Consider the following 13,835-nt stretch of genomic DNA (forward strand, 5'->3'; position numbering starts at 1 on the left):
CCAGGTGACACTAATCTTCATAAAATTCTTGACCCTTGGTAATCAGCATATGTCGGGATATTTTCCTCATAATGTAGATGATTATGTACACTCTGGGCCACTTCAACTTGTTTGGTCAGAGACTAGTGGACTTTGTCAACTAGGTCATTCTTTTTCAAGCGATTATATGTATGGAGATAATTATGGTTATCGCTCTGGGCTAAATGCTTCTATGGTCCAACATTTACAAGATATAGCTCGTTCCCTTGAAGCTCTTTCTGATTTGCAGAATGGTGACTATGTTTTAGATATCGGCAGAAATGATGCGACATTTCTGAATTCTTTCTCTGTTCTTAATCTTAACAAGTTTGGAATTGATCCCAGCGCTAGGAAGTTCCAATCCTTTTATAAAGCTGATCCAATCCTTTGTGATTGCTTCTTTTCCGCTGATCAATATTTCGCCGTTGCGTCAAAGCCTTCTAAACTTATTACATCGATTGCGATGTTTTACGACTTAAATGATCCAATTGAATTTGCCAAAGATATCAAAAAAATGCTTGCACATAAACGGCATTTGGCATTTCGAGCAATCTTACTTGCCTGCCATGCTCAAAATGAACTCATATGATACTATTTGTCATGAGCACTATGAATATTACACTCTCCACGATATCATTTATATTTTAGAGTCAGCAGGTCTTCAAGTTATTGATGTTTCATTTAATAATATCAATGGTGGTAGCTTTGCCGTTTCAGCTACTCACGAGGATAATGCACATTTCAAAACTTCTAAGTCTGTCTCTGATACTCTGTGTTTGAGAAAAAGAATCTCTTTACATCTATAGATCCACTTTTAGCTTTTGCTGAGCGCACAAGCAATCTGAAGGAATCATTAATCTCTACCTTGCAGTGTTTGAAGTCTGAGGGGGCATTTATTCTTGGTTATGGAGCCTCTACCAAAGTCAATGTTACTCTTCAATATTGTGACATTAATATTTCTGTTTTAGATGCTATTGTAGGAGTAAATCCTTTCAAGTTCGGCAAACTTACTCCAGGATCTTTTATTCCCATTGTATCGTCTGATTCTATCGGTGAGTATAATCCTGACTATTTTTTGCTGCTTCCCTGGCACTTTAAGGATTTCATCTTGGCACGTGAGAAAATGTATCTTGATGGCAAGGTGAAGTTTATCATCCCTTTCCCCGAAGTTCATATACTATGATCAATTCTCCTCTCTCAGTTGTCTGTAGAACCTCAAATTTGCGCTCTGATTCTCGTGCTCAAAGAATTGTTCTTTCTCAGCTGAGTTCTCATCGTGTTACGTATTTTGGTCTTACAAGAGGCCAAGGTGAACATTTTCTGTGGTCACCAGAGAGGCATTTCTCTCACAAACTCACCTATAGACTGCTCAGTTCTCCCGGACATGGTGGTGGCTACACCATTATATGGCGGCTTCTTTTTCTTCAACTGAATATCTGCTTTTACCTCCTTAAGAATAGGTCACGGTTGGTAAATGTTATTTGCTGTGATCTTGACTCAGCATTTCTACCTTCGCTGATTTGCTGTTTTCTTCGAATTAATTTTATATACGATGTTTTCGATTTCACATTTGCCTCCCGTGTGCCATCTTCACCTCATTTTTTCTCAAAGTTTCTCAAAGGAGTTTTTTCTCTTCTTGAATTATTAGTCTGTTTAGTCTCAAAAAAAATTATATTGCCTACATCTTCAAGACTCGAGCAGTTGCCTGGTTTGCACAAATTCAGCCATAAGGTTTCTGTTGTTCCTAATTCACCTTGTGTTGACCAACTCACAATTAAAGAACCTGAGGCCTCTAAAATCAATACCTTTTACTTTAGCTTACGACACAAATATAAAATAATCATTACTTATGTTGGCACTTTACAACATCATCGTAATCTAGATTGGTTGTTAAACGCTGTTGCTTCTTTAGATAACGTTTGTGTCGTGGTAGCGGGAACAGGCCCGCTTTATTCTTTTTTCAGGGATTCTAAACAAAAAAATATGTTTTTCCGAGGTCAAGTAATTTATAATCACGCTTTACATATGTATCATCTCTCTGATTTTATGTTTGCTGGATATACTCTAAATGATTCAAATAATTTTTACGCGGCTCCGAATAAGTTATGGGAGTCTGTTTGTCTGCGTAAAAGGCTACTTCTAAATTCATCTTACATTAAATCAAATATTCCTTACGCTGACCATTCCTTGCTCTCTCTCTATTCATCTCAGGATCATCTGAGATGTATCATCTCTAATAGTTCAACCTCGAGTTATTCAAATGTTAATTATGATCCTCGCTTTGTTTCGGATTCCTATTTTCACAATTACTCTTGATTGATTTTGCAAAATTACATTTTTTTAATGTAATGTTTCTCCCTGGCTTTTCTTCTTTCATTCACTTTTTCTTCTTCCTATTGTTCTTAATCCTTTTTTCAATCGTTCCTTGCTGTGCTGCTGTACATATTAAACAGTGAAAATTAAACCCCTCAATCCATCATCTCTATTCATATCTCTTCTTTTTGCCCTTTCTTCTGTATTGTCTGCATATATTGTACTCTCATCAAACTCATTTTTTGCTGTAGCAGCTTCAGAATCTGGCAACGATGCTAATTACTACCATCAGCTTGCTACCGGTGCCTCTATTGTTTCCGTCAATTTGTGGGGCGATTTTCTTGTATGGTTAGGTTCTATTGAGTTTTATAATCGTGGTGTAATTAGTTTCTTTCTACTTCTTCTCTATCTTACGATATCCTTCATCGCGCCACAATTAGCCTTCGTTGGCCTTCTACGTTCTATCAAGTCTGCCAGAAAAGTCAGACTGTGGAGTGGGATGCTGTCTTTAATTATACTCTTTTACCCTTCCCTCTTCATTTTCTCGTTGGATATATATCGCGACGTTTTGATGGTTTTCTTGTGCTTGATTATATTTGCTATTGTTTCTTATTTGCTTCAGTCTCCTTTTTCGCTTATTAAGATTTTCTTTCTTTTTAATTTCTTGTTGCTATCTTTTATCTTGTTTAAGCTCAGGCCTTATCTGGGCTTAGCTTCTATTATCCCATTATTCATTAAATACAGGTTGTTCGGTCATAGACTTTTTTACTTTTTCGGTTTTCTTGTAATATTTTTGCTTGCTTTTTTCATATCTGGATTTCTCGACCCCATACTTAATTATAGAGGTTCTGAAGGCTTCATTGTCGGTGGGTCTTCTTTTGGTATAACCCTCTTAAATCTTAACCCATTTTCTTTTTTTGGTTCATTTATTTTGTCATACATCTACCAAGTTTTCGGTCTGTACTTTTCGAGCATCTCTTCTGTTTTTGTTTTTGCTGTTGAGACGCTCCCCTTTCTTTTTGCTTTTTCATTTGTTGTAAGGAAGCGCCATCTTTTGGACTCCTATTCTCTGTATCTTGTTTATTTCTTTGTTATATATACCGTTATTTTTGTATTGGGCAATGACAACTTGGGCACCGCTATCCGTTTGCGGATCCCTTCTTATCTTGCAGTTTATATAGTTTCATTGCGGCTTTACGCTTTAGACACTTATTTTAATCAATTGCGTTTACAATCTCACTCATAGTTTGACTCCATGGCTTTAATTGCGGTAATCACTTCCTTCTCTCCCTCTCTGGTTAATTTTCGTCTTGAGTTTCTTTCGCTTCTTGTTTCGAGAGGTCATCAAGTTATTGCAATCGCACCTCAAATTGATTCTGATACTCGCTCCAAGCTTGAATTAATTTCAGTTGATTTGGCTCAATTTCCTTTATCAAGAGCTGGTTTTAATCCTTTTGACGATATTCGCTCACTTATATCATTGATCTCGCTTCTACAACGTTTCAAGCCTGATGTCTGCTTGTCATATTTTGTTAAACCTGTCATATATGGTTCAATTGCTGCAAAGTTTGTTGCCGTTCCCAAAATATTTGCGCTCATTGAAGGCCTAGGAGATGTTTATACTGATTCACCTTTTGCTCATCCGTGGGCTAAGCTTACTAGAGTTCTGGTGAATTTTCTCTATAAGTTTGCCCTTTTGGATCTCAACCGCGTCATTTTCTTGAACAAGGACGACTCAGAGCAGTTTATTGCTGGCGGCATTATTTCACGCCCACAATCTTTTGTCCTTGGCGCTATTGGTGTTGATCTAGATTATTTTAGTCCTCCAGATCTGCCTGTTTCTGCTCCTGTTTTTACGATGATTGCTCGTCTTGTTAGAGAGAAAGGAGTTGAAGACTTTTTAAATGCCGCAAGAATTGTTAAGGCTCAATATCCTGATGCTTTCTTTTATCTTTTGGGTGGGCTTGATGATCAGAAAAAATCTTTTACTAACTATGATTTATGTCGTTGGAAGAGTGAAGGTATAGTATCTTTTCCTGGCCATGTAAATGTTAAGCACTTTCTTTATCAAACAGGTGTTTTTGTTTTGCCTTCTTATTATCGTGAAGGTGTACCTCGCAGTATTCAGGAGGCTATGGCTGTCGGATTGCCGGTCATTACAACAGATGTCCCCGGTTGCCGAGATACCGTTGTTGACGGATTGAATGGATTTTTGGTACCAGCTCACAATCCCGTTTCCTTGGCCCAGGCGATGATCAAATTTATCATCTCTCCTGAGATGATTGTTAAAATGGGCAGAGAGAGTAGGCGAATTGCAAGTCTTCGCTATAATGTTCATGAGGTCAATCAGCGACTCTGCAGTTTAATTGATTTGTGATCTTGAAATGTATCTCTTGATAAAGACTCTATTCGATTTCTTTTTCGCGTTTCTTGTGCTCTTGTTCCTATCCCCGTTTTTGCTCATCATTTCTGTTTTATCGCGATTACTTCTTGGCTCCCCTGTCTTGTTCCGCCAGCAGCGCCCCGGCCTCGGCGAGCAGCCTTTTAATCTGCTTAAGTTCCGCACGATGACCAACCGGCGCGATACCTCGGGAGTCTTGCTTCCCGATCCCCAGCGTCTTACACCGTTTGGTCGTTGGTTGCGCGCCACCTCTATAGATGAGCTGCCCGAACTTATCAATATCCTGCGCGGCGAGATGAGTTTTATCGGGCCCCGGCCACTCTTGATGCAATATCTCCCCCTTTATTCTCCTGAACAAGCTCGCCGTCATGTCGTGAAGCCGGGCCTCAGTGGCTGGGCCCAGATTAATGGCCGTAATGCACTCTCCTGGGAGGAAAAATTTCGTCTTGATGTTTGGTACGTGGATCACCAAAGCTTCTGGTTGGATTTGCGCATTTTCTTCATCACCATATGGAAAGTTGTCCGTCGCGAAGGCATCAGTGCTGTTGGTGAAGCCACCATGGCGCCATTCACAGGATCGGCGCCTGCTTCTGAGACGCGCTGATGGCGTCTTTGCTGCTACTAGGTGCAGGTGGTCACTCTCGGGTCGTGGCTGAAACCGCCCTAGCCACAGGCCGTTTTAGCAACATCGCCTTCCTCGACGATCGCTGCAGCGGCCCTGCTCAGGTGCCCGATCAACTGGGCTGGCCCGTGATCGGTCCCTTTGCCGCGGCGCTCGATCCCCAGATCCGTCGTCAATATCCTGCAGCATTGGTAGCCATCGGTAATGCCGCCGTGCGTCTGCAGTGGTTGTCGCGTCTTGCCGCTGCTTGCTACGAGCTCCCCGTTGTGATTCATCCCACTTCCTGGATTTCGCCTTCCGCCAAGCTTGGTGCCGGTTCGACGGTGTTCGCTCAGGCATCCATCCAGGCTCAGGCCGTGATCGGTAGCGGAGCCATCCTCAACACCGGTTGCTCCGTGGATCACGACGCCCAGCTTGGCAATGCTGTGCACATCTGCCCTGGTGCTCGTCTCGCGGGCGAAGTGCAGGTGGGTGATCGCAGCTGGATCGGCATCGGCGCCTCAGTGATTCAGCAGATCTGTATCGGCGCCGATGTCACCGTGGGGGCCGGCGCTGCGGTGGTGCGTGATCTGCCCGATGGCGTCACCGCCGTCGGCGTGCCTGCGCGCGTATTGCCCACCGCCTAACCCCTCAGCTTTCATCTCTTCACCGCGTGAACCTCGCCCCCTGGCCCCATTTCGACGCCGAGCAGATCAACGCAGCCACACGCGTGCTCGCCTCCGGCAAGGTGAATACCTGGTCTGGCCTGGACACCACCGCCTTTGAGCAGGAGTTCGCCCAGTGGTGCGGCACCGCCCACGCCATCGCCATGGCCAATGGCTCCCTAGCCCTCTCGGCGGCCTACCTGGCCATTGGTCTTGGGGAAGGAGATGAGCTGATCACCACCCCGCGCACGTTCATCGCCACCGCCTCCAGCGCCGTGCTGCTTGGCGCCAAGCCGGTGTTCGCCGATGTGGATGCCGAGTCAGGTGCGATTACCGCCGCCACGATTGCGCCGCTGATCACCTCCCGCACCAAGGCTTTATCCGTCGTGCATATCGGCGGTTGGCCTGCCGACATGCCTGAGATCCTCGAGCTGGCCCGCTCCTACGGCATCGCTGTGATCGAAGACTGCGCCCAGGCCCATGGCGCCAGCATCCACGGCCAGTCCGTCGGCAGCTTTGGCGATGTAAACGCTTGGAGTTTCTGTCAGGAGAAAATTATTTCCACTGGTGGTGAAGGTGGCATGGTTACCACCAACCGCGCCGATCTCTGGGATGCGATGTGGGCCTTCAAAGACCATGGCAAAACCCATGAGGCGGTCTTTGGCCGCGACCATCCCCCCGGCTTCCGCTGGCTGCACGAGCGCTTCGGCTCCAACTTCCGTCTCACCGAACTGCAGAGCGCCATCGGCCGCATTCAGCTCCAGCGCTTGCCCGAGTGGACCGCCGCCCGCACCCGCAACGCCCTGCTCCTCGCCGAAGCCCTGGCCGATTGCTCTGCCGTGCGTGTGCCCCTGCCGCCGGAGGGCATCACTCACGCCTGGTACAAGTTCTATGCCTTCGTGAAGCCCGAGGCCCTGGCCGATGGCTGGAGCCGTGATCGGATCCTCAGCGAGATCGCATCCCTTGGCTATCCCGCCCTCTCTGGGAGCTGCAGTGAGATCTATCTGGAGAAGGGCTTTCAGGAGGCTGGCCTTGCTCCTGCCGAGCGCTTGCCTGTGGCCCGTGAGCTGGGGGAGACCAGCCTGATGTTCCTGGTGCATCCCACCATTACCCCTGAGCAGATGGCTGGCTACGCCAAGGCTGTGCGGTCGGTCGTGTTGCGGGCCTGCCGATGAAGCGTTCTCCAGTGCGTCATTTCACCGCTCTGCCTCCTCTCACGCGCCGCTTGTTGTTAATCGGCATCGACGCTCTGCTGCTGCCATTGGCGGTGTGGCTCAGCTTCTGGTTGCGGCTGGCCCATCCGTTCCATCCCACTTTTCAGGCTGCCGGGCTGTGGTTGCTGCCAGCGGTGTTGCTGGTTGGCCTGCCGCTGTACGCCTTCACCGCGCAATACAAAGGATTGACGCGCTACGTCGGTAGCCGCGCTCTCTACCGTCTCGCTGGCCGTAACGGTCTCTTGGTTCTGCTGTTGGCGGGCCTTGGCGTGATGCTGCGTCTGCCGATGCCGCCCCGCAGCAGTTGGATCCTGCTCTGGTTGTTGCTCACCGGTTTCACCGGAGCGGTGCGCTTTGCCCTGCGTGATCTGCTCCTCTCACTGCGTTCGGTGAGCCATAAGCAGATGGTGCGTGTGGCCATCTATGGCGCCGGTGAGGCCGGCGCCCAGCTCGCCGCCGCTCTGCGCTTAGCCGGCAACCATCAGATCATCACCTTTCTCGATGACGCGCCGAGTCTGTGGCGGCGCACGATCAATGGCATTCCGATCCAGCCGCCCCAGGCGCTGAGCCAGATCCAGGCTCAGCTCGATCAGGTGTTGCTGGCGATCCCCTCGCTGCCCCGCGTTGAACGCCGCCGCATCGTGTCTGAGTTGCAACGCCAGGCGATTCCGGTGTTGCAGATCCCCTCGGTGGATGACCTCACCTCCGGCCGGGCCCGCATCGATGCACTCCGCCCCGTCGCCATTGAAGACCTGCTTGGCCGCGATCCCGTGCCGCCTGTACCGGAGCTGCTCGGCCCTGGCCTCCGCGATGCGGTGGTGTGTGTCACCGGCGCCGGTGGCTCGATCGGATCGGAGCTCTGCCGCCAGATCCTGCAGCTGGCCCCCACGGCGTTGATCCTGCTCGAGAGCAGTGAACCGTCGCTCTATGCCCTGGAGCAGGAGCTGCGTCAGCAGCTGCCCGCTTCGGTGGAGCTGGTGCCGGTGCTCGGCAGCGCCGCCGATCCGGCTCTGATGCAGCGGCTGTTCGCCTGCCATGACGTGCAGACCGTGTTCCATGCCGCCGCTTACAAACACGTGCCGCTGGTGGAGGCCAACCCGCTGGCGGGCCTTGCGAACAATGTGGGCTCCACTCGGGTGGTTTGTCAGGCCGCCGTGGCGACTGGCGTCAGCGAAGTGGTGTTGATCTCCACCGATAAGGCGGTGCGACCTACCAATGTGATGGGCGCCAGTAAGCGGCTGGCTGAGCTGGTGCTGCAGGCCTCAGCTGTGGAGTTGTCCAAGAACGCCAAGCCTGCGGGCCAGCCCCGCACCCGGTTGGCGATGGTGCGTTTTGGCAATGTGTTGGGCTCATCGGGCTCGGTGGTGCCCTTGTTTCGCAAACAGATTGCTGCCGGTGGACCAATCACCCTCACCCACCCGGAGATCATCCGCTATTTCATGACCATCCCGGAGGCGGCCCAATTGGTTCTCCAGGCCGCCACCCTCGCCCAGGGCGGTGATCTGTTTCTGCTTGATATGGGTGAACCGGTGCGCATCAAAGACCTGGCTGAGCAGATGGTGCGCCTCAGCGGCCTATCGCTTCGTGATGCCCAGAACCCCAACGGTGAGATCGCCATCACCTGCACCGGCCTGCGCCCCGGCGAGAAGCTCTACGAAGAACTGCTGATCGATGCCGAATCCGAACCCACCCAACACCCCCTGGTCTTCCGCGCCCAGGAACGAGCGCTACCGCCAGAGTTGCTCTGGCCTCGATTGGATGCGCTTGATGACGTGATCGCCGCTCAGGATGTGGAAGCTGCGCTGGAGTTGCTGGCGGAACTGGTGCCGGAGTGGCAGCGGGGGACCCCATAGTCACACTATTTTGTGCCGCAACAATGCGTTGATGCTCATCAACAGTTAAACGCCTTGTGGCACCTGTCCTGGTGCGTCAGAAACCAGTCCACGGTGTCTGCTAGCCCCACCTCCAGGCTGTGGCGTGGTTGCCAACCCAGTTCGCTTTGAATGCGGCTGGGATCGATCGCGTAGCGGCGATCGTGACCTGGGCGATCGCTGACGCTTCGGATCAGTTGGCTGTGAGGGGATCCCTTGGGTTGGGCTTGATCGAGGACGTTGCAGATCAACTCCACGATCTGTCGGTTCGTGCGTTCGCCAAAGCCGCCCACGCAGTAGCTGCTCCCCAGCTCTCCTCGGCAGGCTGCCAGCAGCAATGCATCCACGTGGTCTTCCACGTGCAGCCAGTCGCGCACATTCAGTCCATCGCCGTAGAGCGGGATTGCTGCGCCGGCGGCGGCCTTGAGGATCACCACCGGGATCAGCTTCTCGGGGAACTGCCAGGGTCCGTAATTGTTGCTGCAGTTGGTGAGCACCACCGGCAGGCCGTAGGTGTGATGCCAGGCATTCACCAGGTGATCGCTCGCCGCCTTGCTGGCTGAGTAGGGGCTGCGTGGGTCATAAGGAGTTGTTTCCGAGAAACGGCCCTCCGGGCCGAGGGAGCCGAACACTTCATCGGTGCTGATGTGATGCATCCGAAAGTTCGCCTGGCGTTCCCCAGCCAGCTGCTCCCAGTGGGCCCGTACCGCCTGCAGCAGATGCAGGGTGCCGGTTACGTTGCTGCTGATAAACGCCTCGGGCCCGGCGATGGAACGATCCACGTGGCTTTCCGCCGCCAGATGCAACACCAGATCCGGGTCGGCCAGGCGCACCGCCTCCGCCGTTGCTTGAGCATCGGCCAGATCCACCCGAAGGAGCTGGTGGCGGCACTCTCCCTCTGAAGTGCTGGCCCGCTCGCCTAGTTGCGCCAGCACCTCCTCAATGCTGGTGCAATCGCTGGCATAGCCCATCTTGTCGAGGTTGAACACCAGCGCGTCGCTCTCATTCAGCAGCCGCCGCACCACAGCGCCACCGATAAACCCGGCGCCACCGGTCACCAGGATGCGGTGGCGGCCGGCGAGCAGGGCGGGAACGTCCGGTGGGGTGATGTCAGGCACGGGGCTGCTGGTCATGGCATCAAGGGCTTGGTATCGCTTGTAGAAGTTGATGGAGAGCCTGCCGCCAGTGCAGCGCAGGCAGGTCCAGCACCTGGCGCGTCGCTGAACAGTCCAGCAGCGAATAGCTGGGCCGTTGTGCCGGGGTGGGGTACTCGGCCGTGGTGATCGGATTCACGTGGGCGGCGCGCTCCAGCAGCCCCAGCTCCACACCAAGCTCACCCACCGCCACGGCCACGTCGTACCAACTCGCTGCTCCCGCATCACTCCAGTGCAGCACGGGCGGTAGCCCGTTCGGTGACTCCGCCACTGCTATCGCCCGCCAACAGGCCGCCGCCAGGGTGGCGGTGCTGGTGGGACAGCCCACCTGATCAGCCACAACAGCGATCTCGGGCCGCTCGCGGTGCAGCCGCAGCATGGTGAGGGCGAAATTGCGGCCCACCGGCCCCATCACCCAGCTGGTGCGCAGGATCAGGCCCCGGCCGCTGCCGCCCAACAGCTGCTCCACGGCTTCTTCACCGGCGGCCTTGGTGCGGCCATACATGCCCAGGGGATTGCGGGGCTGTTCAGGCCGGTAGGGGCTGCCCTGCTGGCCGTTGAACACAAAATCGGTGCTCACCTGCAAGAGGTGGCCGCCCATGTCTGCCAGGGCCTCGGCAAAGGCGCAGGGCGCCTGGGCATTCACCGCCTGCGCCAGCTCTGGCTCCATTTCGGCTCGATCCACGGCGGTGTAGGCACCGGCATTGAGTACCCAGTCGGGTTGATGGGCTTCCACGGCCTGGCGGCAGGCCTCGGCATCGGCCAGATCAAGGCCAAGCATTCCCTGGCCTACGCTGCGCCCCGTGGCGATCAGCTCGATGCCCTCGGGCACAGAGGCCATCAGCGCCTGCCCTAACTGGCCAGCGGCGCCGGTGAGTAGCACGCGGATGGTCTGGCCCATCAGGGAAACACCTCGCCGGCGGCCTGGGCTGCTACCAGGGTGGGAGCCTGGGCGTCCTTCTCCGACAGGCTCACGGCCGTGCCTTCCAGATTCTCCAGGGGCCAGCTGATCGCCAGTGCCGGGTCGTCCCAGCGGATCGCCCGTTCCTGCTCTCGGCTCCAGTAGCCACGGGTTTTGTACTGCACTTCCGCCACAGCGCTGAGGGTGAGAAAACCGTGGGCAAATCCCTCCGGCACCCACAGCTGCTGCTGGTTGTCGGCGCTCAGCTCCACGCCGGCCCATTGCCCGTTGCTTGGCGAGGAGGTGCGCAGATCTACCACCACATCGAAAATCCTGCCGACGCTGGCCCGCACCAGTTTCGCTTGGGGGGCCGCAGGTAGCTGGTAGTGGAGCCCCCTGAGGACGCCTTGGGAGGAGCGGGAGTGGTTGTCTTGCACGAAGGCCACGTGTTCGCCCACCGCTGCATCGAAGCGGCGCTGGTTCCAGCTTTCGAAAAACCAGCCGCGATCATCGCCGAAACGCTGCGGTGTGAGCAGGAGCGGGCCGCTCAGCCGTTGCCCCTGGGGGCTGGTGAGCGGTTCAGCCTGCATGGGTCGGCCTGCGCAGGCTGCTCTGCAGGGCGGCGTTGTCACTCAGACTGTCGTCCAGCAGTTGGAGCAGGTAGGTGCCGTAGCCGCTTTTTTTGAGTGGCTGGGCCAGAGCCGTGAGTTGCTCGGCGTTGATCCAGCCCTGGCGCCAGGCCACCTCCTCCGGGCAGCCCACCTTCAGGCCCTGGCGATGTTCCAGGGTGCGGATGTAGCCGCTGGCGTCGTTGAGCGAATCGCAGGTGCCCGTATCCAGCCAGGCCATGCCGCGGCCCATCAGTTCCACCTGCAGGAGCCCGTCGTTGAGATACAGCTGATTCAGATCAGTGATCTCCAGCTCTCCCCGGGCGGAGGGCTGCACCTGCTGGGCCCTCTCCACCACGGAGGCGTCATAGAAGTAGAGACCGGTCACGGCATAGCGGCTCTTGGGCTGTTTGGGTTTCTCCTCGATGCTCAGCACCCGGCCCTGGTGATCAAATTCCGCCACGCCGTAGCGCTCCGGATCGCTCACGGGATAGGCAAACACGGTGGCGCCTTGCGCCTGGGCGTTGCTGCTGCGCAGCTGGGGCACCAGGTCGTGACCGTGGAACAGGTTGTCGCCCAGCACCAGGGCGGCGGGCCGTCCGGCGAGAAAGTCGGCGCCGATCAGAAAGGCCTGGGCCAGGCCATCGGGGGAGGGCTGAATCGCGTAGTCGATCGCCATCCCCCAGCGGCTCCCATCCCCCAGTAGCCGTTGAAAGGCCGCCTGATCGTGGGGTGTGGTGATGATCAGCACCTCGCGGATCCCCGCCAGCATCAAGGTGCTGAGCGGGTAATAGATCATCGGTTTGTCATACACCGGCAGCAGCTGCTTGCTCACCGCCTGGGTGATCGGATGCAGCCGGGAGCCGCTACCGCCCGCGAGGATGATGCCTTTGCGAGCGCTGGAAGAGCTCAAGGGTTCTGCGTTGCGCAGGCCTATTTCAGCATGGGTGCTGCGCTGGAGCGCCAACTGGAGGTCAAGCCAGTCGCGAAGAGCCAGATCGAATGCGGCCATGGCCGAGGGAGGGGTCCAGCCGTCCAATTGATTTTTTTGTGGGCGTGTTATGCGTTGATGCCGTTAAAAGGGTTTCTACCGCCAGCGCGGCTTTCAGGCCACGGCTACTACAGGTGGATGATTTACTGAGCGGCGAGGGTCCGGTGTGGCTAGGGATTTGTTGTTCGACCTCCAGGGTTGGTTCACTCTCCTCTTGGGCGGCCTGGTAACGCTGGTGTGGCTGAGGCTAGCGTGATGTGAGATGAGTGATGTTTGATGCGTACCACGCTTCAGTTGGACGACGATGTGCTCGATGCTGCACGCGTTCTCGCCCGCCAGCAGCACCTCAGTGTTGGTGAGGTGATCAGTGAATTGGCGCGCCAGGCGTTGCGCCGCCCTGCTGGGCTGGAGGAGCCGCCATCGGAGCGGTCCGGGTTGCCCCTCTTGCCGATCAAGTCCTCCGGTGGCGTGGTTGACCTCAATCTGGTGAATCAGCTGCGTGATGAGGAGCGCTGATGGACGCGCCGATTGCGTTGCTGGATGTGAACGTGTTGATCGCCTTGCTGGATCCCCAGCATGTGCATCACGAGCCTGCCCATCGCTGGTTCCAGGCCAACGCCAGCTATGGCTGGGCGACGTGTCCACTAACGCAGAACGCCCTGCTGCGCATCCTCAGCAATCCTCGCTATCCCAACAGCCCCGGTGGTCCGGCTTCGGTGATGCCGTTGCTGCAGGGGATGCTTTCCCACCCAGGCCACCTGTTCTGGCCTGACCTCCTCTCGTGGTCCACTGATGGCGAGCTGCAGGCTGAGCTGCTTCTTCATCACGGCCAGATCACCGACACCTACCTGCTGGCCCTGGCCGTGCACCAAGGGGGTTGCCTGATGAGCTTTGATGCACGATTGAGTACATGTGCGGTGCCTGGGGGTGGCGACGCGCTTTGCCTGATTGATTCCCAGGTGTGAATCAGTGGCATCCGCGTCATGCCGTCCAATCAGCTTGATCGGCGTTTCACTTGAATCCGGAAGCGTTGATGCTTGGATCCTTGCGGCACCAGTCGCGCTGCGTCAGGAGCTTCGGCTCGTGCAAAGCCGTGCG

Annotated in this window: 13 protein-coding genes; 9 read left to right on the forward strand and 4 right to left on the reverse strand. The window is 54.6% G+C overall.

Features of this window, described 5'->3' with window-relative positions; translation table 11 throughout:
• The first annotated feature begins 4 nt into the window (after positions 1 to 4).
• The 7 genes from SynRS9909_RS13795 to SynRS9909_RS01220 all read left to right on the forward strand — a co-directional run bounded on the left by SynRS9909_RS13795 (position 5) and on the right by SynRS9909_RS01220 (position 9,065).
• Complete coding sequence (locus SynRS9909_RS13795; protein WP_205407513.1) at positions 5 to 607, forward strand: methyltransferase domain-containing protein; 603 nt, start codon at positions 5 to 7, stop codon at positions 605 to 607.
• A gap of 183 nt (positions 608 to 790) precedes the next feature.
• A complete protein-coding gene (locus SynRS9909_RS13800) occupies positions 791 to 1,201 on the forward strand; it encodes a methyltransferase C-terminal domain-containing protein (protein ID WP_205407512.1) in 411 nt (136 codons plus the stop codon).
• A gap of 2,385 nt (positions 1,202 to 3,586) precedes the next feature.
• Positions 3,587 to 4,708 (forward strand): glycosyltransferase family 4 protein, encoded by a 1,122-nt coding sequence (locus tag SynRS9909_RS01200; RefSeq protein ID WP_007100903.1) that lies wholly within the window; start codon positions 3,587 to 3,589, stop codon positions 4,706 to 4,708.
• 7 nt (positions 4,709 to 4,715) lie between these two features.
• A complete protein-coding gene (locus SynRS9909_RS01205) occupies positions 4,716 to 5,336 on the forward strand; it encodes a sugar transferase (RefSeq protein WP_116431291.1) in 621 nt (206 codons plus the stop codon).
• The gene (locus SynRS9909_RS01210; protein ID WP_038000938.1) at positions 5,336 to 5,980 is read left to right on the forward strand and encodes an acetyltransferase; all 645 of its coding nucleotides are present in this window, start codon (positions 5,336 to 5,338) and stop codon (positions 5,978 to 5,980) included. The genes SynRS9909_RS01205 and SynRS9909_RS01210 overlap by 1 nt, the downstream gene beginning before the upstream one ends.
• Before the next feature lie 26 nt (positions 5,981 to 6,006).
• Positions 6,007 to 7,173 (forward strand): DegT/DnrJ/EryC1/StrS aminotransferase family protein, encoded by a 1,167-nt coding sequence (locus tag SynRS9909_RS01215; protein ID WP_007100900.1) that lies wholly within the window; start codon positions 6,007 to 6,009, stop codon positions 7,171 to 7,173.
• Positions 7,170 to 9,065 carry a nucleoside-diphosphate sugar epimerase/dehydratase gene (locus SynRS9909_RS01220; RefSeq protein ID WP_007100899.1) on the forward strand — a complete coding sequence of 632 codons (1,896 nt, stop codon included), beginning with the start codon at positions 7,170 to 7,172 and terminating at the stop codon, positions 9,063 to 9,065. Before SynRS9909_RS01215 ends, SynRS9909_RS01220 begins: the two co-directional genes overlap by 4 nt.
• Before the next feature lie 38 nt (positions 9,066 to 9,103).
• Here the strand turns inward: SynRS9909_RS01220 and rfbB are convergent, their stop codons facing one another.
• Genes rfbB through rfbA form a run of 4 tightly spaced genes read right to left on the reverse strand, consistent with a single transcriptional unit; the run spans position 9,104 to position 12,758 of the window.
• Positions 9,104 to 10,216 (reverse strand): dTDP-glucose 4,6-dehydratase, encoded by a 1,113-nt coding sequence (gene rfbB / locus SynRS9909_RS01225; RefSeq protein WP_007100898.1) that lies wholly within the window; start codon positions 10,214 to 10,216, stop codon positions 9,104 to 9,106.
• A gap of 4 nt (positions 10,217 to 10,220) precedes the next feature.
• Positions 10,221 to 11,138, reverse strand: a complete 918-nt coding sequence (rfbD, locus tag SynRS9909_RS01230) for a dTDP-4-dehydrorhamnose reductase (RefSeq protein WP_007100897.1) — start codon at positions 11,136 to 11,138, stop codon at positions 10,221 to 10,223.
• Positions 11,138 to 11,728, reverse strand: a complete 591-nt coding sequence (gene rfbC / locus SynRS9909_RS01235) for a dTDP-4-dehydrorhamnose 3,5-epimerase (RefSeq protein ID WP_007100896.1) — start codon at positions 11,726 to 11,728, stop codon at positions 11,138 to 11,140. Before rfbC ends, rfbD begins: the two co-directional genes overlap by 1 nt.
• Entirely contained in the window at positions 11,718 to 12,758 is a 1,041-nt protein-coding gene (gene rfbA, locus SynRS9909_RS01240) for a glucose-1-phosphate thymidylyltransferase RfbA (protein WP_007100895.1), read from the reverse strand. Before rfbA ends, rfbC begins: the two co-directional genes overlap by 11 nt.
• A gap of 255 nt (positions 12,759 to 13,013) precedes the next feature.
• On the opposite strand from rfbA, the gene SynRS9909_RS01245 reads away from it, so the two are divergent.
• Positions 13,014 to 13,253, forward strand: coding sequence for a CopG family transcriptional regulator (locus tag SynRS9909_RS01245; RefSeq protein WP_007100894.1), 240 nt, complete (start codon positions 13,014 to 13,016; stop codon positions 13,251 to 13,253).
• On the forward strand, positions 13,253 to 13,702 hold the full coding sequence (locus tag SynRS9909_RS01250) for a TA system VapC family ribonuclease toxin (RefSeq protein WP_007100893.1): 450 nt from the start codon (positions 13,253 to 13,255) through the stop codon (positions 13,700 to 13,702). Before SynRS9909_RS01245 ends, SynRS9909_RS01250 begins: the two co-directional genes overlap by 1 nt.
• The last annotated feature ends 133 nt before the right edge of the window (positions 13,703 to 13,835 follow it).

The sequence above is a fragment of the Synechococcus sp. RS9909 genome (genome assembly GCF_014279595.1).
GTDB lineage: Bacteria > Cyanobacteriota > Cyanobacteriia > PCC-6307 > Cyanobiaceae > Synechococcus_C.

Coding starts and splice junctions, on each gene's coding strand:
- rfbC (WP_007100896.1), bottom strand. CDS start 11,728: ATGCAGGCTGAACCGCTCACCAGCCCCCAGGGGCAACGGCTGAGCGGC.
- rfbD (WP_007100897.1), bottom strand. CDS start 11,138: ATGGGCCAGACCATCCGCGTGCTACTCACCGGCGCCGCTGGCCAGTTA.
- SynRS9909_RS01200 (WP_007100903.1), top strand. CDS start 3,587: ATGGCTTTAATTGCGGTAATCACTTCCTTCTCTCCCTCTCTGGTTAAT.
- SynRS9909_RS01245 (WP_007100894.1), top strand. CDS start 13,014: ATGCGTACCACGCTTCAGTTGGACGACGATGTGCTCGATGCTGCACGC.
- SynRS9909_RS01250 (WP_007100893.1), top strand. CDS start 13,253: ATGGACGCGCCGATTGCGTTGCTGGATGTGAACGTGTTGATCGCCTTG.
- rfbA (WP_007100895.1), bottom strand. CDS start 12,758: ATGGCCGCATTCGATCTGGCTCTTCGCGACTGGCTTGACCTCCAGTTG.
- SynRS9909_RS01220 (WP_007100899.1), top strand. CDS start 7,170: ATGAAGCGTTCTCCAGTGCGTCATTTCACCGCTCTGCCTCCTCTCACG.
- SynRS9909_RS01210 (WP_038000938.1), top strand. CDS start 5,336: ATGGCGTCTTTGCTGCTACTAGGTGCAGGTGGTCACTCTCGGGTCGTG.
- SynRS9909_RS01205 (WP_116431291.1), top strand. CDS start 4,716: ATGTATCTCTTGATAAAGACTCTATTCGATTTCTTTTTCGCGTTTCTT.
- rfbB (WP_007100898.1), bottom strand. CDS start 10,216: ATGACCAGCAGCCCCGTGCCTGACATCACCCCACCGGACGTTCCCGCC.